Origin of the sequence: Achromobacter agilis, from assembly GCF_900496965.1 — a bacterium.
GTDB classification, from domain to species: Bacteria; Pseudomonadota; Gammaproteobacteria; order Burkholderiales; family Burkholderiaceae_B; genus Achromobacter; species Achromobacter agilis.
In genome coordinates this window covers 300,266-320,276 of record NZ_UFQB01000005.1, presented here as the reverse complement: position 1 = coordinate 320,276, position 20,011 = coordinate 300,266, and the positions used below count along the sequence as shown (strand labels likewise).

Sequence of the window (20,011 nt, the reverse complement as noted above, 5' to 3'; positions counted from 1 at the left end):
GAAATGCTGCCCAGCGTGATGGATTACCGGCGGCGCGCGCAGAAGCGCCTGCCCCGACTGGCGTTCGATTACCTCGAAGGCGGGGCCGAGAATGGCATCGCGATGGCGCGCAACGCGTCGGCGTACGCGGATCTCGAGTTCCGTCCCGACGTGCTGGTGGACGTGTCCGAGTGCCGGCTGGAGGCGCCCGTGCTGGGCGCGACGGCAGCCATGCCCGCCGTGGTGGGGCCCACCGGCCTGAACGGCCTGTTCTGGCCCGAGGCCGACATCCATCTGGCGCGCGCGGCGCACAAGGCCGGGTTGCCGTTCGTGCTGTCGACCGCGTCTACGTCCCTGCTGGAAGACGTGCGCGCCGCGACCTCCGGCGAGCTCTGGCTGCAGCTATACGTGCAGCGCGACCGCCGCATCGCGGAACACCTGATGGACCGCGCCTGGCAGAGCGGCTACACCGTGCTCTTCCTGACCGTGGACGTGCCGGTGCATGGCAACCGCGATCACGACAAGCGCAACGGCTTCAAGCTGCCCTTGCGGCCGTCGCGTCGCCTGCTGTTGGATCTGGCCGCGCATCCCGGCTGGTGCTGGCGCATGCTGCGCCATGGCGGGCCGCAACTGAAGAACCTGGCCGTCAGCTCCAACGCGCGCGAAAACATTACGGAACAGGCCTCGGCCCTCAGTCGCCAGATGGACCTGGCCCTTACGTGGGACGATGTCGCGTGGTTGCGCCGCGCCTGGCGCGGACGCATCGTCATCAAGGGCATCCAGGGGCTGGCCGACGCGCGGCGCGCGCATTCGCACGGTGTTGACGGCATCGTCCTGTCCAACCACGGCGGCCGCCAGCTGGAAAGCGCGCCGTGCCCGCTGGAAGTCCTGCCGGAAGTGGCGGCGGAGCTGGGGCAGTCGCTGGAGATCCTGGTGGACGGCGGCGTGCGCCGCGGCAGCGATATCGCCAAGGCGGCGGCGCTGGGCGCGCGCGCCGTGCTGCTGGGCCGAGCGCCCCTGTACGGCCTGGCGGGCCGGGGCCCGGCCGGCGCAGACGAGGTATTGGCCATCCTGCGCGCCGAACTCGAAAACACGCTCAGGCTGCTGGGCCGCAACCGCATCGGCGCGCTGGACGCGGCCGCGGTGCGCCGGCGCTGATCCGCAACGCAAACCTCATCGGAACACTATGCGCGAAAAAATCGCTTTCATCGGCGGCGGCAATATGGCCTGCGCCATCATCGACGGCTTGCTCGGCCAGGGCCGGCAGCCGGCCGGATTCCTGGTGGTCGATCCCTATGCGCCCACACGCGAGGCCCTTGCCGCTCGCGGCCTGGCCTGCGTCGAAGCCGCCGGCCCCGGCCTGGATGACGCCACGCTGTGCGTGCTGGCCACCAAGCCGCAGGTCCTGCGGGAGGCCTGCGGGCAGGTCCGGCGGCATCTGCCGGCCGACGCCACCGTGGTCAGCATCGCGGCGGGGGTGGAATTGGCCTCTCTGTCCGATTGGCTGGGCGGCCATGCGCGCATCGTGCGCGCCATGCCGAACACGCCGGCCAAGGTGGGCCTGGGCATGACCGGCCTGTACGCCACGCAGGCCTGCGGTCCGGCGGAGCGCGAGCGGGTCGATGCGTTATTCGCCGCCGTGGGCGAACGCATCTGGACTGACAGCGAAGCCATGATCGACGCGGTTACCGCGGTGACCGGCAGCGGGCCGGGCTACGTGTTCCATTTCATGGCGGCGCTGGAAAAAGGCGCGGCCGAACTCGGCTTCGCGCCGGCCGATGCGCGCCGGCTCGCGGTATCGGCGTTCCGCGGCGCGGCCGCGCTGGCTGCCAGCGAAGACGTCGCGCTGACCGAATTGCAGGACCGCGTCACCTCGAAAGGCGGCACCACCTATGCGGCGTTGTCGCTCATGCGGGAAGCGGGCGTGGCCGACGCGATCGTCCGGGGCGTGCATCGGGCCGAACAGCGGGCGCGCGAATTGTCGGCCGGTTGAGACCGGTCACAGGCCTTGAGTCCGGCGGGCGCGGCGGCCCAGCCACCACAGTAGGGCCGTGGCCGCCGCGATCGCCGCAACGTTGAATTGCAAGGCGCTGGCGAATGCCTGTGCGTGGCACTCGGCCGCGCCGGCGCCGCCGCAGGTCTGCAGCGTACCGCCGAACAGCATGCCTACCGCGGATACCCCGAGGGCCGCCCCGATCTGCTGCAGCGTCGATACGATGCCCGCCGCCATGCCGGCCTGGCGATCGTCGACGAAACCCAGCGCCAGGTTCACCAGAGGCGTGTTGACCGCGCCTTGCGCCGCGCCCAGCCACACCAGGAGCGGCAGCAGCGACCACGGATCCAGGCCGGCCCCGGCGGCGCCCACGCGCAGCATCAGCGCCGCCGTCGCCGCCCCGTACAGCAGGGCGGCCAGCGCGATGGCCGGAATGCCGAAGCGGGCGACGAGTCGTGGCGCCGCCATCGATCCGGCCACGAAGCCCGCGCTGGCCGGCGCGAAGATCAGGCCGGCCGTCAGGGCGTCCAGCCCGAATCCCGTCTGCACCAGCAGGGCATAGCAGAGGAACAGGGCGCTGGCGGTGGAGAACACCAGCATGACCAGCAGGCAGCCTGCCGCAAAACGGGGTTGGGTCAACAGGTCCAGGTCGACCAGCGGCGCGCCGCCGCGGATGCCGATGTGGCGCTGCATGCGCGCGAACAACACCAGCGCGGCGGCGGACGCGGCACAGCAAACCACGGTCCAGGCGGGCCAGTTGCGCTGCGGGCCTTCGATCAGCGCCAGCAGCAGCAGGGCTAGGCCCGCGCCCACCAGCGCCGCGCCGGGCCAGTCCATGTCCGCGCCGGACGGTTCGCGGGATTCGGGAATGTGACGGGCCAGCCTCCAGGCGAGGATGCCCAGCGGCACATTGATCAGGAAGATGCTGCGCCAGGCGAGGCCGAAGAGATCGGCGTGCACGATCCAGCCGCCCAGCACCTGTCCGGCAATGGCGGCCAGCCCCAGCGTCATGCCTAGCAGCCCGAAGGCGCGCCGCCGCGCGTACCCGCCGTAACTGACGCGGATCAGCGCATACACCTGCGGAAAGAGCATGGCCGCTGCCATGCCTTGCAGGATGCGCGCAGCGATCAGCGTGCCGGCGGTGGGCGCCACGCCGCACAACGCGGAGGCGAGCGCGAAGCCCGCCATGCCCAGCATGAAGACGCGCCGCCTTCCGTGGCGGTCGCCCAGGCGGCTGCCCGCGATCAGCAGCACGCCGTAGGCCAGCTCGTAGGCGGCGATGATGAAGCCGACCTGCGCGAAGCTCGCGGCCAGGGTGGCCTGCATGCTGGGGATGGCGACGTTGACCACGAACAGGTCGAAGATCGTGATGAAGCCGCCCGAGAGCAGGACGGCCAGGCCCAGGCGGCCCATGGCGGCCGGAGCGGCCGTGGCGGCAGGCGGGCGGGAAAGCGTGGTGGAAGTCATGGAAAGCGCCATCGGATGAAGATGAGCGCTATTCTGGTGAGGCTTTCAGCCTTATACAATTTAGCTGTTTATGCTATTACTAGCTGCAATACGACCATGAACGAGATAGCCGCGCCCCGGCGCCTGGAACGCACCCGCGCCGACCTGTCGGAATTCCTGCGCTTGCGCCGCGAACGCCTTCGTCCCGCCGAACTCGGCCTGCCGGCGGGCGGGCGCCGGCGTACGCCCGGGCTGCGGCGCGAGGAAGTGGCGGCGCTGGCCGGCGTGGGGCTGGCCTGGTGCACGTGGTTCGAACAGGGCCGCAACATCAGCGTGTCGGCTGGCTTTCTTGAAAACCTGGCGCGCGTGCTGAAGCTGGACGCCGCCGAGCGCCGGCACCTCTACCTGCTGGCGCACCAGCGTCCCCCGTCCGAACCGGGCCGCACCTGGTGCACCGTGCCGGCGCAGGTGCGCCGCCTGATGGACGACCTGCCCGCGCGCCCCGCCTACATCCTGAACCTGCGCTGGGACGTGGTGGCATGGAACGCGGCCGCCGACCGCGTGTTCGGCTTTTCCGCCCAGGCGCCGGGCCGCCGCAACCTGCTGTGGATGCTGTTCGCGGTTCCTGCGATCCGGCAGCTGTTCGTGGACTGGCCCGCGCAGGCGCCCGCGATGCTTTCCACCTTCCGGCGCGATTTCGTCAGCGCCGCGGGCGAGCCCGATGTCGCCGAGCTGGTGGATGAACTGGAGCGCGTGTCGCCGGACTTCAAGGCCTGGTGGCGCGAACACGATGTGCACGGCGCATGCATCGGGCTGCGCAGCCTGAGGGTAGAGCCCTTGGGCGAACTGGCGTTCGAGCACGCGACCCTGTCGGTCGACGAGAGCCGGCACTTGCGCCTGGTGGTCTACGCGCCTGCGCCCGGGGAACCCCGGGCAGCGGACTTCGCGCGCTGGGTGCAGGATTCCGGTTCCGGCGCGCCGCGCGTGCGTGGCTCCAGAGAATAGGCGCGCCGTGGGTCTACGGGCCGGCCACGGACGGCTCCTATAGTCGGTCTTCCCGTTCCGATCTTCCCGCGGAATTCCGCCGCCGATCATGTCCGAAGCCGTGCTTTCCCGCCGCAACGCCCTCCTGCTCCTGGGCGTCGTAGTGCTGGCGTGGGGGTTCACCTGGGTCGTCAACAAGCTGCTGCTGCAACACATGACGCCGATCTGGGCCGCCGCCGCGCGCAGCATCGCGGGCACCGCAGCGCTACTCGTGCTTGGGCTCGCCTTGCGGCGCGTGGCCTGGCCCGTGAAGGCCGACATCCCGGTCATCCTCAGCGTGGGGCTGCTGCACATGGGCGCGTTCGCGGCCCTGGTCAGCCTGGGGCTGCGATACGTGCCGGCAGGGCGCTCGGTCGTGCTGGCGTACACCACGCCGCTCTGGGTGATTCCGGCAGCCTGGCTGTTCCTGGGCGAATCCATCGGACGCGGCAGGCAGGCCGGGCTGGCGCTGGGCATGCTGGGGCTGATCGTCATTTTCAATCCGTTCACCTTCGACTGGCGCGACCGCGAGGCGCTTGCCGGCAACGGCCTGATCCTGCTGGCGGCGCTGTGCTGGGCGGCCAACATCGTCTACGTTCGCGCCCATCGCTGGGCCACGCCGCCATTCGAGCTCGCGTTCTGGCAGGCCTTGCTGGCGTCGGCGGTGCTATCGGCCGTGGCGTTCGCGGCCGAGGGCGCGCCCGTGGTGGCGTGGAACGCGGACCTGGCCTGGCTGCTGGGCTATGGCGGCATATTCGGCATTGCGGTGGCGTACTGGGCGGCGGTGACCGTCAACCGGGCCTTGCCCGCGGGCGTCACGTCGATCGGCTTGCTGGGCGTGCCGGTGTTCGGCCTGCTCTGTTCGGCCGTGGTCCTGCATGAACCTGTGAGCACCTCGCTGCTGGCAGGCATGGCGCTGATCGTGGGCGGCATCGCGGCGGGGGTGATCGAACGCCGGGCTTGACGTATGGAGTATCTCAGATATATCGTAAGATATATGTCGTAAGATACAAAGCAAGGAGGTTCCCATGCGCCATCCCCAATTCCTGACCGCATTCCCGCGCGGCCCGCGCCGCACGCAGAGCAAGGCTCACGGCCACGCCCCGCAACACGATCACGATGGCCGCCATGCCCATCACCAGCGCCATGCCAGCGCGGGGGGCGACTGGTTCTCGGGCTCGCCCGACGGCCGCGGAGACGCGGACGGCTTCGGCGGCGACGGGCGCGGCTGGGCGCGCGGCCGCAAGGTCAGCGGCGACGACCTGCAACTCATGCTGCTGGGCCTGCTGGAGCAGAACCCCAGCCACGGGTATGAACTCATCAAAGCGCTGGGCGCGCTCAGCAACGGCTTCTACACGCCCAGCCCCGGCATGGTCTATCCCGCGCTGACCTACCTGGAAGAACTGGGCTACGCCACGGTCGAGCAGGCCGGCGCGAAAAAGCGCTACCACCTGGCGGAGCCGGGCCGGGCGCACCTGGACGGCAATCGCGAGCGCCTGTCCCTGATGTTCAACAAGTTCAAGCACGTCGCGCGCAAGATGGACTGGATGCGCCAGGCCTGGAGCGGCCAGCCGCGCAGCACCGGCCCCGAAGGCGAGGACACCGCAACCGGATGGCTGCCGGAGTTCGTGGAGGCCCGCCAGGCGCTCAAGCGCGCGCTGCTGGAACGCACCGACGCCACTCCCAAGGAGCAGCGCCGCATCGCCGCCATCCTGGCGCGCGCAACAGAAGAAATCACAGGCCCCTGTTCCTGATTTCAGACCTCATTCCTGGAGTATTCATGACCCGTACCGACCTGAACGTCGAACGCGTCCGCCACGACCTGAAGATGCGCGTGCTGACCGTGGCAAGCGTCGAGCGCATTGCCGGCCTGCTGGCCCGCGTCACCTTTACTGGCGACGATCTGCACGACTTCGTGTCCGCCTCGTTCGACGACCACGTGAAGCTGTTCTTGCCCGCCGACCCGTCGCAGCCGCCGGCGCTGCCCACCGTCGGGCCGGACGGCGTCAAGTTCCCCGAGGGCGCGCCCAAGCCCGTCGCGCGCGACTACACGCCGCGCCGCTACGACACGGCGCGCAAAGAGCTTGTCATCGATTTCGTGATACACGGCGACGGCCCCGCCTCGACCTGGGCCGAGCAGGCCGCGCCTGGGCAGCAACTCGGCATCGGCGGGCCGCGCGGCTCTTTCGTGGTGCCCAAGGGCTTCGACTGGCACGTGCTGATCGGCGACGAAACCGCCTTGCCCGCCATCGCCCGCCGCCTGGAAGAGCTGCCCACCGCCGCGCAGGCGCTGGTGCTGATCGAAGTGCCGGCCGAATCGAACGAGATCCCGCTGCCCACCGCCGCCCAGGCGTCGATCCGCTGGCTGCACCGCAACGGCACCGCGCCGGGCCATAGCGTCCTGTTGCTGGAGGCCGCGCGCGACCTGCGCCTGCCGCCTGGCGAAGGCTATGTGTGGGTGGCGGCGGAGTCGGCCGTGGCCAAGGCGCTACGGGAAATCATGGTGGCGGGGCATGGCATCGACAAGACCCGTATCCGCGCCGCCAGCTACTGGAAGCGGGGAGCGGCGGCGGTGCATGAGTCGCACGAGGGGTGAGGCGGAGCGGGGCTTTCGGTGGGTGTCAGACACCCGTGAGGCACTGACTGCACGCGTGCGGGCGTCTCGTCGGGTGTCAGACACTGACATGCGCACCTGGCGCCCGTCAGTGTCTGACACCCCTTGAACCACTACCCCCGCGCCAGCGCCAGCAGGTTCCGCACGCGTCCGCCCGCGCCTGGCTCGCGCACCGCCAGCCCCAGCACCGCGCGCGGCCACTCCAGCGCGAAAGGGCGGTACACCACGCCGTCGGGGCGCAGGTGGCGCAGAGAGGCAGGCACGATCGCCACGCCCATGCCCGCCGCCACCAGATTCACCGCGGAAGACAATTGCGGCGCGCGCTGCCCGATCAGCGGGCTCAGGCCATGTTGCCGGCAGGCCGCCATGATGTCCGCGCTCAGTCCGTAGCCGGACTTGCGCGAATACAGGATGAAGCGTTCCCGCTCCAGGTCGGCGGGCGCCAGCCGCTTGCGCCGCGCCAGCGGGTGGCCCAGCGGCAGCGCCACTACCAGGGGTTCCTGCGCCAGCGGTATGAACGCCAGCCCGCCGTCCAGGGCAAAGGGCGGCCGCACGAAGGCCGCGTCGATCGCACCGCTGCGCAACTGCGCCACCAGCGTTTCGCTGTCGCCTTGCGATAGCGTCATCTCCACGTCCGGATACTGCAGCCGGTACTGCCGGATCAGCTCGGTCACCACCCCGTTGAACGATGCGGATTCGGTGAAGCCCAGGGTCAGCTCGCCGACCTCGCCGCGCGCCGCGCGCTGCGCCGCCAGGACGGCGGCCTGCGCGCGCTGCAGGATGTCCTGCGCGCAGGCGAGGAAGGCGCGGCCCGCATCGTTCAGGGCCACGCCCCGGCCGGTGCGGTCGAAGAGCGGCGTGCCGACTTCCTGTTCCAGCTGACGGATCTGCTGGGACAGGGGCGGTTGCGCCATGCCCAGCTGTTCCGCCGCCCGCGTGAAGTGCTGGGCCTCGGCGGTGGCGACGAAGTAGCGTAGATGGCGAAGTTCCATATCAGTACTTAAAAAATACTAATTATCAATTTTTCATATATTGGACATTCTATTCCGGCGGGCCGATCATGGCTGCATCGATCCACTCCCCCAAGGAAGCCGCATGAACGTCTCCCCCAAACCCAGCACCCTGTTGCGCCAGCGCCTGGCCGAGGACATCGTCGTGGCGCCCGGCGCGTATGACGGCATGTCGGCGCGGCTGGTGGCCGCGGCGGGCTTTCCGGCCGTCTACGCCAGCGGCGGCGCCATTGCGCGGGCGGCCGGCTATCCCGACATCGGCCTGCTGAGCTTTACCGAAGTGATGGACCGGGTAGAGAAGATCGTGGACGCCAGCGGCCTGCCGGTAGTGGCGGACGCCGATACCGGCTTCGGCGGGTCGGCCAACGTGGAACGCACCGTGCGCATCATGGAGCGCGCCGGCGTGGCGGCCTTCCACATCGAAGACCAGTCCTTCCCCAAGCGCTGCGGCCACCTGGACGACAAAAGCCTGATCGACGCCGACGAAATGTGCCGCAAGGTGCACATCGCCCGGCAGACGTTGAGCGATGCCGATGCGCTGGTCATCGCTCGCACCGATGCGATCGCCGTCGAAGGCTTCGACGCCGCGCTGTCCCGCGCGGAACGCTATCTGAAGGCGGGGGCGGACATGCTCTTCGTGGAAGCGCCCGAGACGCCGGAGCAGATCCGCGTCATTGCCGAGCGCCTGCCGGGCCTGAAGCTCATCAATATGTTCTATGGCGGCAAGACGCCGCTGGTGCCTCTGCCCGACCTGGCGGCCATGGGGTACCGCCTGGTCATCATTCCGTCGGATCTGCAGCGCGCGGCCATCCATGCCATGCAGGCCACGCTGGTCGCCATCCGGCAGACCGGAGACAGCAGCGCGCTGGCCGACCGGCTGACCAGCTTCAAGGAGCGCGAGGAAATCGTGCAGACCCGCCGCTACCTGGCGCTGGACACGCAATAGGCGTCCAGCGCCGGCCGGGCGTTACTTGCGGCAGCGCTTGGGCAGGGTCAGCGGCCACAGCCGCTGGTTGTGCGAGCCGTAGAGCGTGCGCACGCCGCATTCCATTTCCACGCGCGCGACCTGCCTGCCGGTCGGGTCGATGATCATCGACATCTCCATGGTGGACACGACGGCGCGCTGGTCCTGGAAGAGCGACACGGCATCGTACGCGGGCAGGATGGCCAACTGGCCTTCGTTGTTCGCGTAGCCGTAGGCGCTGTCCGTGTAGACGGGCGCCAGGCCTTCGCGCAGCGGCCCCAGCGAATCGAACGCAGGGCCGGTCAACGCGCCCTTGCCGTCGATCGCGCGCATGGCGTTGCTCGACAGGTGCGCCACCGCGAACCCTTCCGAAAAGCCGGATGCGTTTCCGTTGACGGTGAGACGGGCCTTGCCGTCGAGCCCCGTATAGTCCGTCTTCTGCCGGTCGTTGGCGTAGTAGCGCCGCAGCAGCGAAGGGGAACCGATGGGCCAGCTCCATTCCCCGGCAGGCAGCGCGGTGACGGTCTTGCCTTGCGCGTCGATCACGCGGGCGCCGTCGTTGCCCGTCAGCAGCGCGCGGGCGGGCGAGCCGCGGAACGTGCCGGCGACGGCGGAGCCGGGCGCGATCTGCCACTCGCCCTGGGCGTTCAGGTAGCCGCTGCGCTGGGCGCGGCGGATCGCCATCCAGTCTCCGAGGCGAGTGTAGTTGGCGTCCTCCATGTCCAGCGCGGCGGAGCCATCGGGAGAGACGATCCAGCGGTGCGTGGCGTCGCCGGCCGTGACGGCGCCGTCTTCGTCTGCGCCCGCCTGCAGTCCGGGCAGGAAGGCGGTCAGCGCACGGCCCTGGGCATTGAACAGGGCCGTGGGGCGCTTGTACTCATCCTGCTGCGGGCCGGCCTGCTGCACCTTCCACAGCTGCGCGTTGACGCGTTCCGCGGCATGGTGGCTCGCCGGCACGATCCATTGGCCTTGCCGGTCGACGATCCCCACGCGATCCGGCCCGAGCGACGCGATGGCCTGGCCATCCTGGAAGTCGCCGATGGTCTGGTAGCGGGGCGGCAACAGCTCCTTGCCGGCGACGAAGTCGTACAGGCCCCAGCGTGCGTCCTCGGCCGCCGTTTTCAGGAAGCGGACCACGCCGGGCGCGACAACTTCCGTCTCGAAATAATCGGGCAGCGCGTAGGTTTTGCCGTTGCGGTCGATCATGCGGTTCACGCCGCCGGCGTAGGTCAGCGCATAGCCGTGGCGGAACGCCCCGATATGTTGTTGGACGGGCAAGTCCATCGGCTTGCCGGCGGCATCGAGCAGCCGCATGCCGTCGGCCGTTTCCGCGGCATAGCGCAGTTGCTCCGCCTTGAGGTCGCTTTGCGCCGGGGCCATGTAGTCGTCGTAGCCGTCGGCGCCGTCCAGCGGGATCACCGCCGTCCAGGAGGGATCCGCCGCGATGCTGCCGTCGGCCAGCACCAGGCCCGCGCCCGTCTCGCTGCTGCAATGGCAATAGCCTTGGGCCAGCAGGCCGAGCGCGCCGCCGGGGACGTCCAGCGGCAATTGCTTCAGCGCCATTTCCTGCGCGGCCGCGACGGCCTCGGGCTTGAGCAGCACGCGGCCTTCGCCATCCAGCACGTTGAGCAGCCCGGCCTCCTTGAAGAGCCACAGCTTGCCTTGCTGCACTTCCATCCGGCCGACCTCGTCCAGCCCCGCGGGCGCCGTGTCGCCATGGAGCCAGGCGCCCGTGGGGGTCAGCAGGCCGACGGGCACGCGCTCCGCGTTCGTGAACAGCACGTAGCCTTCATCGTCAGCGGCGACGGACAGGTCCGCGCCCAGCGCCAAGGGTTCGCTGCGGCCCGGCGCCAGCGCCATGAGCTTGCCGCCGGACGGGTAGAGGAGGATATCGCCGTAGCGCTTGGATCCGTAGGCCTCGTCCGATTTCAGTTTGGCCACGGGCGCGCCCGCGGCATTCAGGATGACGTAGCTGCCGCGGCTCAGTTCCGCGCTCCAGAAGGCCTTGCCCAGGGGCGCCAGGTCTTGATAGTTCTGGTCCTCGCCGACCGGCTTGCCTTCCGCGTCCAGCAGCACCGCGCCGCGCGGGCCGTAGGCGGTGGCCAGCACGCCTTCGTCGCGCGAGACGGAGATGTCCTGGTAGACGGGTTCCAGCACCCAGTTCCACTGTTGGTCCACCAGCCCATACCGGCCCTCGTCCGACATCGCGACGTACAAGCCCTTTCCGAAGGCCCCGGTCAGCTGGATGCGGGAATCGCCGTAGCGGCGCTCGCCGGTATTGGAGCGGTACTCCAGCTTGTAGTCCACCGTGGCGAGGGCGGGTATGCCGTCCTGCAGATTGAGGGACGCCACGCTCTCGTCCAGCGGTTCGCCCACGCGATTGCCCTGGCGGTCGATCAGTTCCTGGCGGCCGTCCAGCGTGGCCACGGCCAGGCCGATTTCCGCAAAGTCCTGCACCGCGTGGAATTGCGGCCGCACGGCCATCCGGCCGCGGCTATCGATGAAGCCCCACAGGCCTTGCCATTTAACGGCGGCCAGGCCGTGGCGGAAATCGCGTACCGCTTCGAAGATCGGCGGGATCGCCAGCCGGCCATTCTGGTCCAGGAAGCCCCAGGCGTGGCGGCGCAGCGAGCCGTCGCCAGGCACCCGGCCGGCGCCTTCCAAGGCGGACGGCAGCAGCACCGCCGCGCGTTGGTCGGACAGCGCGCGGATGCAGCCGTTGATATAGGGGCTGCCCAAGCCCGAGTCCAGCGCGGCATAGTTGTCGTAGGGAGCATTTTCCAGGCAGGCGGCGTCCCCGCCGTATTGCGCCTGGGCGGACAGGGACACGCCCAGCGCGCCCAGGGCGCAGGCAAGGCGGGTGATGCGTAATGCGCGTGACTTCATGATTGTTCCGCTTTGGCGTTGACGGGGGCGAGTTCGAGCTTGTCGGCCGTGGGGCAGCTCATCTTCTTTTGCGGCCAGGTGATGCGGCCGGCGTTGTCCAGTATCGTCACCGTGTCGCACACCACGACAAACGTCGCGAGGGGCTCTCCCTTGGTATCGATGAACTGCATGAAGCCGTCCTGGCGCACTAGCGCGCGTTCTTCCTGGAAGTCCGCCGCCCAGGTGAACAGAGGCGGGATCGCATAGCGGCCGGTCAGGTCGATGTAACCGTAGAACTTGCCCGTGCGCTGCTTGCGCTGCGCCGTGGCGAGTCCGTTCTTCAGCGGACCCAGCGAATCGAAGTGCGGTCCCACCACCCGTTTGCCGCTCGCATCGAGGAAGCCGTATTTGCCATTGCCGCCGTCGCCGCGATAGGGCACGACGCCTTCGCTCGCGCTCCGCTCCTCCACGCTGTAGGTGCCCGGGACACGCGTGATTTCGGTGCCCTGCAGGTCCGTGATGACGCTGCTGGACGTCTCGTCATCTTCGAAGACGATGCGCTTCATGGTGGCCAGCGGCGTCCCGTCTCCCCGATTCGCCAGGACCGTCTTGCCGTCCTGGGCGATCACACGGTAGCGCGATCCGTCATAGGCGCGCGCGAGGCCTTCGGGCTGCACGAAGAAGGGATTGAATTCACCGTAGAGGGCCGGCACTTTCAATTCGCCCTTGGCGTCGATGGCGCCTTCGCGCTCCTCGTTTTCGATGTAGATCCAGTCCCCGTATTGCTCCCGGCGCGCGGGCGGACCGTCGGAGAGACGCTGGGCGTCGCCATGTGCATCGAACAGCATGGTGCCGGCGTCCGCCAGCTTGCCGAGGTAGCGTCCGCCCTTCAGCTTCTCCGGCTTCTCCGTCAGCAATTCGCTGGACTTGCCGTTGCGCAGGTTGACCAGCCGGTAGGAGCGGTCGGAATAGCCGCTGCGGCGCGGCTTGGATTCGGTGTCGCGGACCAGCATGAGACCGTTGCCCAGGTATTCCAGCTCATAGGCGCTGTCGTAGGCGGCGGGCAGCACCCACTGGCCCTTGCGGTTGACGACGCCCCAGCGGCGCTGGTCCTGGACCTTGGCCCAGTCATCCTCGAACCTTTCGATCTGTTCGTACACCGGCTTGAGCACCGGCGCGCCGTCGCGCACGCTCCAGACACCCCAGCGGCGCTCGCGGTTCTCGTCCGGTTCGCGATAGTGGATCAGCTCGCCATCGAATTCCGCGGCGCCGTCCAGGATCGCGGCGGGAACGGCCGCGGTCTTGCCGCGCGCGTCGATCAGCACGCTGTCGCGCCGTTTCGCCATCTCCGGAGGGCGGGCCCAGGTGTAAGGGCCGCGGAAGGAGCGGATATCGAGGAAGCGGGGCGGAATCGTCCAGTTGCCTTCGGCGTCGATTGCGCCGGTCTTGTTGTCGTGGGTGCGGACGGGCAGGGGCATGGCGGCGTCATAGGCCGAGATATCTTCCCACTCCGCGTTCGTGACGATTCTGCCCGTAGGGGTCAGGATGCCCATGGGCAGCGAATAGTCGAGCGGGTTCAGCAGCGCCAGGGGCAGCTTGGCGCGGGCGCTGTCGCCACGCGCGCGGTCGCTGGGGTCCAAAGTGCGGACCCGATAGGCACGGAGCTGCGCGAGCGTGGCGGCGTCCAGCAGCGGCTTGCCTTCGCGCGTATAGATCTGCACCAGGCCGCCGTCGCTGACTTCGGCGCCGCTGGCCGCCGCTGCCGCTGCTGCTGCCGCTGCCGCGGCGGCAGGGGGGGCAGGAGGCGCGGGCGCGACCGCCACCATGGGCGGCGACGGCACGCCGGGCGGGGCTACGGCGGCGTCGGCTGCGGCGTCCGTGCCGGCATCCGCCGTAAGCGCTTGGTTCGTCACTGCCATTTCGGCTTCGGCCCCGGCCTGCGCCACGGCTTCGGCCGGCATCGCGGCGTCCACCGCTTCGCCCGGCGTCTCCGAGCCGGCTTCCGCGCTCTCTTCCTCGGTGGCTTCAGCCCCAGAGCCCGGCGCCTCCGCCTGCGCGGCGTTGCCGGGCAGGTTGCCGTAAACCCAGGCCTGCCCGTCTCGCACGTCCACGTGGCCCTGGCCGACCTCGATATTCCGGAGCTTGCCGGCGGGATCGACCAGCAGCACCGCCTCGTCGTCGATCACGAAATGCCAGCCGTCTTTTTCTTGTTCCCTTGCGTAGTCCGAGGCGAAGCGATGCAGCACCTCCCGCTTGCCGTTCAACAAGAGCGCCTTGTCCCGGTCGCCGGGCTTGGCCAGCCACAGGCCGGACGCCACGAATCGCAGGTGCGTGTAGCGTTCGGGGGCGAGTTCCTGGCCGCGCGCGTCCACGAATTGCCAGCGCCCGTCGCGCCTGACGGCCACCACGTCGCCATCGCGCATCGGCGTTTCCTCGGACCGCAGCGTGTGCGGTTCGATCGCCCAGCCGCCGTCCGTGTTCAGCAGGCCCCACCAGCCGCTGTAGCGCGTGTCGCGCAATTGGGCGGGCAGGTAGCCGCCTGTGGGCGCGGCCAGCCTCATCACGCCGGCGGGCAGTGTGACCGCCTTGCCGGTCGCGGCGTTGAACAGCCGCGGCGGCTGCGGCATTTCCATCGACGCCAATTTCTGTCCCGGCTGGAAGCCCCTGGTGCGCGTGCCCAGCGGGAAGGCCTTGATCACCTTGCCCTGGCGGTCGATCAGCACGTCGCGACCGTCCTCCTCGGCCAGCGCGGTGCCTTCGGCATTGAAGCCGGTGGCGCGGGCGTAGCGGGGTTCGATGGCCCATTTGCCCGAGCGGTCGATGTAACCCCAGCGATCGCCCTGACTCACCGCGGCCAGCCCGTTCTGGAACGACTCGGCCTCCGTGTAGGCGGGCGCGATTGCCATGCGGCCTTGCTTATCGATGTAGCCCCAGATGCCCGCGTTGTCGCTGGCCGATCCGGTCAGCACCGCTGCCAGGCCTTCCCGATACGGCAACTGGCAGTCAGGGCGGGAGCCCTGTTCGTAGAATCCGGCGCTGCAGCGGCTGATCCAGTCGGATTGCGCCTGCGCTGTGCCCTGAGCGAGAGTCAGGCCGCCCAGCGCCAGGACGAGCGCCAGCGGCTTGAGAATGAGCGGGGCCTTCATCGTGCAGCGGGGCGGGATTGAACCGCGAAAGCAAAGAGGCCGAGCGGGGCGTGCCACATGGTCATAGGTCTGCCAGAAATGAAGGGAAGGCAGCACTGTAACCACCCGTAGCAAGCAATGGCTCGATAAATGTAACTATAGAAAACGAAGCGTTAGCGAGGTGCTCCGCTATCCCGAAAATGCTCCAGGAAACGGCGGAAATGGCATCTCGAATTCAGTCGTCCAGCCGCACGCCATGCGCCCGCATGCGCACCCGCAGCAAGGCGCGGGCGCGCGAAAGGCGGCTGCGCACCGTGCCGATGGGCACGCCCAGCCGCGCGGCGGCGTCTTCATAGGACAGGTCTTCCACGCAGATCAGCCGCAGCACCTGGCGCGAGTCCTGGGGGATCTCTCCCATGGAGCGGTCCAGCAGGCCGATCGTCTGCCGCAATTCCGCCTGCGCCAATGGGTCCGGGCGCGGGCAGGCTTCGGGTTCGAGTTGGCTTTCGTCCACGAAGGTGTAGCGCCGTTCCGGCGCGCGGGCCAGGTGGTTGCGGATCAGGTTCAGCGCAATGCCGTACAGCCAGGTCGACAGCTTGCTGTCGCCGCGGAAATGCCCATACGACAGCGACATTTCCACGAACGCCTGTTGCGTGATGTCGTCCGCCTCGGTGTGGTTGCCTATATGCCGGCCGACAAAGCGCCGCAACGGGGCGCCCTGTTCGCGCACCAGCTGTCCGATGAGGTCGGGAGGCGCCCGGCGCGGCGAGGCAGGCGGGGAGGCGTGATGGGAAGCGGCGGTAGGAGCAGGGTGCATGGCGACGGTGCTGCTGTTCATGGACGGGTTGCTCGAGGCGGGTGGCGGCGGGCGCCAGGCGCGGGCGCAAACCATCCCGGCCCGCGGACGCGACGGCGCGCGGAAAGGCTTGGAGGCAGGGGGATTCCGGTGCAGGCCCGCGATCCCCCGTGGCCCTTTCGGAAGGGATGGCGTGGCGCTGCGGAGCCAGTCTAGTGTTGGAAGATTCGGTAGCAAATACGGCGCATGCCGTATTTTTTCGCCCCGGAATGAGCGGGCTTCAGGCCGTGGGCAGGCCCAGGCGCATCGCGTAGGCGACCAGTTCCGCGGTGTTGTGCAAGGCCAGTTTGCGCATCAGGTTCTCGCGATGCTTGCGCGCCGTGAAGGGACTGATGTGCAGGTCTTGCGCGATCTGGGCGGCGGTGGCGCCCAGGGCCGCCAGCGCCAGCACCTGTTGCTCGCGCGGCGTCAGCGTTTCCGCGGGAACTTCCGGCAACGCGGCTTGCGGGGTGCGGGCGCGGGCTGGCGCGGCGGCCTGCCGCGCGATGGCCGCGAGCAGCGCCTGGGAATTGCCTGTCTTCGCCAGGTAGTCGTCCGCGCCGGCTTCCAGCACCGCCGCGCGCGTGCGCTCGTCGGTATTCGCGGTCAGCACGATGATGCGCAGCGCCGGGTAGCTCGCGCGCAGGGCGCGCACCCAGTTCGACCCCGAGACGCCGGGCATGCCCAGGTCCAGCACCAGCAGGTCCGCGCCGTGCGCCGCCAGCAGGGCCAGCGCCTGTTCGCCGGTCGCGGCCTCGTCGATGGCGCCGATGGCGGCCGGCATGCCGGTCAGCACCATCTTCAGGCCTTCGAGCACGATCCCGTGGTCGTCTGCCAGCAGGACGCGCAGGGGCGCGCGAGGAACAGGGAAGCTCATCAGGGCAGGAGGGGGGATCGGCTACGTATTGTGTCAGAATGATGCGTCATTATAGGGACCCATCCCTGCCAGGCCCATGACTTCCTCCGCCGCCTCCGCCGCGCCGTCTCCGGCCCCCGATTCCCCGCGTTCCAGCCCCGGTCAGGCGCCGCTCCGGTCCCTGGCGACGGAGGCCGCCTCCACGGCGGCTGCGCTGGCGGGCCTGCTCTACCGGCAGTCCTATGGCGTGCTGTTCGCCAACTTCGCGGTGGTGATCCCCGTCGCCTACGTGATGCGCGCCAGCGTGCCGGGCTGGCTGCTGCTGGCGTGGGCCGGCGCCATCTATGTGCTTACGGCGTTGAGAGTGGTGGTCAACCGGGGATTTCTGCGCCGGCAGGTCCCGCCCGAGGCGATCGGCCGCTGGGTCGGCGGCTTCAGCGTGCTGTCCTGGCTGTCGGGCTTCCTGTGGGGCCTGGCGGGACTGGCCGCCGTGCTCTCCCAGGACGGCATGATGCTGGCGTTCGGCTGCGTCATGCTGGCCGGCATGTGCAGCGGCGCCGTGCCGTCGCTGTCGGCCTATCCGCCGGCCTACGCCGGCTCGGCGCTGGCCATGCTGGCGCCCTTCACCGTGGCCTGTCTTGCCGCCGGCGACGGCACGCACCTGGTCTACGCCGCCTTTGCCGTGTGCCTGTTCGGCGTCAACCTCTATTTCAGCGCCATTACCTACCGCAGCCTCAAGACCACCGTAGCGCTGCGTTTCGAGAACGTGGCCCTGATCTGCAACCTGGAGCGCGAACGCGATCGCGCCGCTGCGGCGGACCGCGCCAAGACCCGCTTCCTGGCCGCCGCCGGGCATGACCTGCGCCAGCCCGTCCATGCGCTGGGCCTGTTCACGGATATCCTGGCCAGCCGGGCCGAGCAGGGTCACGTCAGCCCGCAGGACACGCTGCATGTGGCGCGGCGGCAGCAAACGGTGCTGGAGGGCCTGAACCGCCTGCTGGACGGCTTGCTGGATGTCTCGCGCATGGACGCGCACCTGCTGCGCGTGGAGCGTCACCGCGTGCGCCTGGACGACCTGTTCGAAAGCCTGCGGCAGGACTACGAACCGCAGGCGCTGGCGCATGGGCTGAGGCTGACGGTGCTGCCCACCGCCATCGAATTGGACACGGACCCGGCGCTGTTGCGCCGCATTTTGGACAACCTGTTGGGCAATGCGCTGTCCTACACGCCCAGGGGCCGGGTGCTGCTCTGCGCCCGGCCCCGGCGCGGCGGCGCGCTGATCCAGGTGTGGGACACCGGCGCAGGCATTGCGCCCGAGGCGCAAGAGACGGTGTTTGCCGAATTCACGCGCGGGGCCGGAGCGCCGGATGCGCCGCCCAGCGGCCAGGGGCTGGGCCTGGGGCTGGCGATCGTGCGCCGCCTGTCGGGATTGCTGGGCTACGAGGCCACGCTGCGGTCCAGGCCGGGGCGCGGCTCCGTGTTCTCGATCCGGGCGCCGGCCGCCCTGGACGCTGACATTCCCGCAGGGCATGCAGCGGACAAAAAATAATCGGTTGAACCGAAGGCGCGGCCCTCCTGTAATAGGCACGGAGCCCGCCTGAACGGGGGCGAAGTCCTACGCAGAGGTCCGCCATGTCCGCCCTACGCAAGTCTTCCCTGGATGCCCCTCAACTCTGGCTGCTGGTCGTGGCCGGCGGCGTCGTCATGGGCCTCGCCCTGGGCGTGCGCCACGTACAGGGCCTGTTCCTGCTGCCCATCACGATGGAGCGGGGCTGGAGCCGCGAAACCTTCGCCATGGCGCTGGCGGTGCAGAATCTCGCTTGGGGCGTTGCCCAGCCCTTCACCGGCATGATTGCGGACCGGTACGGATCCGCCAAGGTCGTCGTGGGCGGGCTGGTCTGCTATGCGCTCGGGCTGGCCGGCATGGCCTATGCCGCGACGCCCGCGGCGTTTCTGTGGACGGCGGGCGTATGCATCGGCGTTGCGCTGTCGGGCACGGCGTTCGCCGTGATTTACGGCGCGCTGAGCCGCCTGGTGGCGCCGGAGCGCCGCAGCTGGGCGCTGGGCGTGGCGGGGGCGGTGGGCGGACTGGGCCAGTTCACCCTGGTGCCGGCCGCGCAATGGCTCATCGGCGGCTGGGGCTGGGTCGCGGCCTTGCTGACGTTTGCGGTGGCCAGCGCCATGCTGCTGCCCCTGGCGTTCCTGCTGAGGGAGCCTGGCAGCCCGCCGCGGGGCGCGGCCGCGCCGGACGCCGGCCAGCCGCTGTCCGCGGCTATCCGCGAGGCCTTCTCCCAGCCCGGATTCTGGCTGCTGAACCTGGGCTTCCTGGCCTGCGGCTTCCAGCTCGCCTTCATCGGCACGCACCTGCCGGCCTACCTGATGGACAAGGGCCTGCGCGCGGCCGACGGGGTGGCCGCGCTGGCCATCATCGCCCTGGCCAACGTCATGGGCACCTACGTTTGCGGCCTGCTGGGCGGGCGCCACCGCCGCAAGTACCTGCTGGCGGGCATCTACCTGATCCGCGCGGGGGCCATCGCGCTGTTCGTGCTGTTGCCGCTGTCGACGTGGACCGTGTACGTTTTCGCGGCCGTCATGGGCTTTATCTGGCTGGGCACGGTGCCGCTGACCAACGGCCTGATCTCGCAGGTGTTCGGCGTGCGCTACATCACGACCCTGTTCGGTTTCGTGTTCTTCGGCCACCAGCTGGGATCCTTCCTGGGCGTCTGGCTGGGCGGCATCGTGTTCGAGGCGACGCGGTCCTACGACCTGATCTGGCTTGGCGCGATGGCGCTGGGCGTGCTGTCGGCCGCGCTGCACTGGCCGATCGACGACCGCGAGATCCGGCGCATCCGGCCGGCCGGCGCGTTGGGCTAGGGCCTGCGCAAGGTTCCAGTAGGTGTGAGTCGGCCCTAGCGCGGCCGGTGCTGCGTGCCCGCGCCCATGGTGACGTGCAGCATGCGGCAGGGCGCCAGGACCGTGACCGTATGCCACGCGCCCTTGGGTATCACGTAGGCGTCGCCGGCCCGCAGCGCGATGGCCTGGATGCCGGCGGGCCCTTCCAGCTGCAGTTCGGCTGCGCCCGACATCAGGCGTACCACTTCATCGGCCTCGGGGTGCATTTCCCATTGTGGCCAGTCGGAGGCGAATGTGTACTCGGACAGCAGCCAGCCGCGTCCGAACCGGTCGAGTTCGCCGGGCGGCTGCGACCAGAATGCATCCCCGCCTTCCACGGTGGCGCTGGCGCCCGAGGCGTCCAGCAGGACATAGTGCGATGACAGATCGGTCGGCATGGCGCGCTTCC

At 69.4% G+C, this 20,011-nt stretch carries 16 protein-coding genes; 9 read left to right on the top strand and 7 right to left on the bottom strand.

The genetic code is table 11. The features are described from left to right. The first annotated feature begins 3 nt into the window (after positions 1-3). Positions 4-1,137: an alpha-hydroxy acid oxidase gene (locus AGI3411_RS08845; RefSeq protein ID WP_129526991.1), complete on the top strand. Its 1,134-nt coding sequence runs from the start codon at positions 4-6 to the stop codon at positions 1,135-1,137. Positions 1,138-1,165: 28 nt separating this feature from the next. Further along, positions 1,166-1,972 carry a pyrroline-5-carboxylate reductase gene (gene proC, locus AGI3411_RS08840; protein WP_129526990.1) on the top strand — a complete coding sequence of 269 codons (807 nt, stop codon included), beginning with the start codon at positions 1,166-1,168 and terminating at the stop codon, positions 1,970-1,972. A gap of 6 nt (positions 1,973-1,978) precedes the next feature. On the opposite strand, the gene AGI3411_RS08835 is transcribed toward proC, so the two are convergent. Continuing rightward, the gene (locus AGI3411_RS08835) at positions 1,979-3,439 is read right to left on the bottom strand and encodes an MFS transporter (RefSeq protein WP_165359111.1); all 1,461 of its coding nucleotides are present in this window, start codon (positions 3,437-3,439) and stop codon (positions 1,979-1,981) included. A gap of 96 nt (positions 3,440-3,535) precedes the next feature. On the opposite strand from AGI3411_RS08835, the gene AGI3411_RS08830 reads away from it, so the two are divergent. The 4 genes from AGI3411_RS08830 to AGI3411_RS08815 all read left to right on the top strand — a co-directional run bounded on the left by AGI3411_RS08830 (position 3,536) and on the right by AGI3411_RS08815 (position 7,037). Continuing rightward, the gene (locus AGI3411_RS08830) at positions 3,536-4,423 is read left to right on the top strand and encodes a helix-turn-helix transcriptional regulator (RefSeq protein WP_208748047.1); all 888 of its coding nucleotides are present in this window, start codon (positions 3,536-3,538) and stop codon (positions 4,421-4,423) included. Between the two features lie 88 nt (positions 4,424-4,511). After that, the gene (locus tag AGI3411_RS08825; RefSeq protein ID WP_129526989.1) at positions 4,512-5,405 is read left to right on the top strand and encodes a DMT family transporter; all 894 of its coding nucleotides are present in this window, start codon (positions 4,512-4,514) and stop codon (positions 5,403-5,405) included. A 64-nt stretch (positions 5,406-5,469) separates the two neighbouring features. Continuing rightward, entirely contained in the window at positions 5,470-6,195 is a 726-nt protein-coding gene (locus tag AGI3411_RS08820) for a PadR family transcriptional regulator (RefSeq protein WP_244240294.1), read from the top strand. A gap of 26 nt (positions 6,196-6,221) precedes the next feature. Continuing rightward, positions 6,222-7,037 (top strand): siderophore-interacting protein, encoded by an 816-nt coding sequence (locus tag AGI3411_RS08815; RefSeq protein WP_129526988.1) that lies wholly within the window; start codon positions 6,222-6,224, stop codon positions 7,035-7,037. Positions 7,038-7,168: 131 nt separating this feature from the next. On the opposite strand, the gene AGI3411_RS08810 is transcribed toward AGI3411_RS08815, so the two are convergent. Next, entirely contained in the window at positions 7,169-8,047 is an 879-nt protein-coding gene (locus AGI3411_RS08810; RefSeq protein ID WP_129526987.1) for a LysR family transcriptional regulator, read from the bottom strand. A 103-nt stretch (positions 8,048-8,150) separates the two neighbouring features. On the opposite strand from AGI3411_RS08810, the gene AGI3411_RS08805 reads away from it, so the two are divergent. Next, positions 8,151-9,011, top strand: a complete 861-nt coding sequence (locus AGI3411_RS08805; RefSeq protein ID WP_129526986.1) for an isocitrate lyase/PEP mutase family protein — start codon at positions 8,151-8,153, stop codon at positions 9,009-9,011. Between the two features lie 21 nt (positions 9,012-9,032). On the opposite strand, the gene AGI3411_RS08800 is transcribed toward AGI3411_RS08805, so the two are convergent. From AGI3411_RS08800 to AGI3411_RS08785, 4 genes are all read right to left on the bottom strand, one after another. Further along, positions 9,033-11,915, bottom strand: a complete 2,883-nt coding sequence (locus tag AGI3411_RS08800; protein WP_129526985.1) for a WG repeat-containing protein — start codon at positions 11,913-11,915, stop codon at positions 9,033-9,035. After that, on the bottom strand, positions 11,912-15,040 hold the full coding sequence (locus AGI3411_RS08795) for a WG repeat-containing protein (RefSeq protein WP_129526984.1): 3,129 nt from the start codon (positions 15,038-15,040) through the stop codon (positions 11,912-11,914). Before AGI3411_RS08795 ends, AGI3411_RS08800 begins: the two co-directional genes overlap by 4 nt. Before the next feature lie 214 nt (positions 15,041-15,254). Beyond that, complete coding sequence (locus AGI3411_RS08790; RefSeq protein WP_244240293.1) at positions 15,255-15,857, bottom strand: RNA polymerase sigma factor; 603 nt, start codon at positions 15,855-15,857, stop codon at positions 15,255-15,257. 238 nt (positions 15,858-16,095) lie between these two features. Then, a complete protein-coding gene (locus AGI3411_RS08785; protein ID WP_129526983.1) occupies positions 16,096-16,731 on the bottom strand; it encodes a response regulator in 636 nt (211 codons plus the stop codon). A 76-nt stretch (positions 16,732-16,807) separates the two neighbouring features. Here AGI3411_RS08785 and AGI3411_RS08780 point away from each other — a divergent pair, with 76 nt between their 5' ends. Beyond that, the gene (locus AGI3411_RS08780) at positions 16,808-18,259 is read left to right on the top strand and encodes a sensor histidine kinase (protein WP_129526982.1); all 1,452 of its coding nucleotides are present in this window, start codon (positions 16,808-16,810) and stop codon (positions 18,257-18,259) included. An 83-nt stretch (positions 18,260-18,342) separates the two neighbouring features. Continuing rightward, positions 18,343-19,584, top strand: a complete 1,242-nt coding sequence (locus AGI3411_RS08775) for an MFS transporter (RefSeq protein ID WP_129526981.1) — start codon at positions 18,343-18,345, stop codon at positions 19,582-19,584. A gap of 35 nt (positions 19,585-19,619) precedes the next feature. Here the strand turns inward: AGI3411_RS08775 and AGI3411_RS08770 are convergent, their stop codons facing one another. After that, the gene (locus tag AGI3411_RS08770) at positions 19,620-20,000 is read right to left on the bottom strand and encodes a cupin domain-containing protein (RefSeq protein WP_129526980.1); all 381 of its coding nucleotides are present in this window, start codon (positions 19,998-20,000) and stop codon (positions 19,620-19,622) included. Positions 20,001-20,011: the final 11 nt, after the last annotated feature.

Coding starts and splice junctions, on each gene's coding strand:
- AGI3411_RS08845 (WP_129526991.1), top strand. CDS start 4: ATGCTGCCCAGCGTGATGGATTACCGGCGGCGCGCGCAGAAGCGCCTG.
- proC (WP_129526990.1), top strand. CDS start 1,166: ATGCGCGAAAAAATCGCTTTCATCGGCGGCGGCAATATGGCCTGCGCC.
- AGI3411_RS08835 (WP_165359111.1), bottom strand. CDS start 3,439: ATGACTTCCACCACGCTTTCCCGCCCGCCTGCCGCCACGGCCGCTCCG.
- AGI3411_RS08830 (WP_208748047.1), top strand. CDS start 3,536: ATGAACGAGATAGCCGCGCCCCGGCGCCTGGAACGCACCCGCGCCGAC.
- AGI3411_RS08825 (WP_129526989.1), top strand. CDS start 4,512: ATGTCCGAAGCCGTGCTTTCCCGCCGCAACGCCCTCCTGCTCCTGGGC.
- AGI3411_RS08820 (WP_244240294.1), top strand. CDS start 5,470: ATGCGCCATCCCCAATTCCTGACCGCATTCCCGCGCGGCCCGCGCCGC.
- AGI3411_RS08815 (WP_129526988.1), top strand. CDS start 6,222: ATGACCCGTACCGACCTGAACGTCGAACGCGTCCGCCACGACCTGAAG.
- AGI3411_RS08810 (WP_129526987.1), bottom strand. CDS start 8,047: ATGGAACTTCGCCATCTACGCTACTTCGTCGCCACCGCCGAGGCCCAG.
- AGI3411_RS08805 (WP_129526986.1), top strand. CDS start 8,151: ATGAACGTCTCCCCCAAACCCAGCACCCTGTTGCGCCAGCGCCTGGCC.
- AGI3411_RS08800 (WP_129526985.1), bottom strand. CDS start 11,915: ATGAAGTCACGCGCATTACGCATCACCCGCCTTGCCTGCGCCCTGGGC.
- AGI3411_RS08795 (WP_129526984.1), bottom strand. CDS start 15,040: ATGAAGGCCCCGCTCATTCTCAAGCCGCTGGCGCTCGTCCTGGCGCTG.
- AGI3411_RS08790 (WP_244240293.1), bottom strand. CDS start 15,857: ATGAACAGCAGCACCGTCGCCATGCACCCTGCTCCTACCGCCGCTTCC.
- AGI3411_RS08785 (WP_129526983.1), bottom strand. CDS start 16,731: ATGAGCTTCCCTGTTCCTCGCGCGCCCCTGCGCGTCCTGCTGGCAGAC.
- AGI3411_RS08780 (WP_129526982.1), top strand. CDS start 16,808: ATGACTTCCTCCGCCGCCTCCGCCGCGCCGTCTCCGGCCCCCGATTCC.
- AGI3411_RS08775 (WP_129526981.1), top strand. CDS start 18,343: ATGTCCGCCCTACGCAAGTCTTCCCTGGATGCCCCTCAACTCTGGCTG.
- AGI3411_RS08770 (WP_129526980.1), bottom strand. CDS start 20,000: ATGCCGACCGATCTGTCATCGCACTATGTCCTGCTGGACGCCTCGGGC.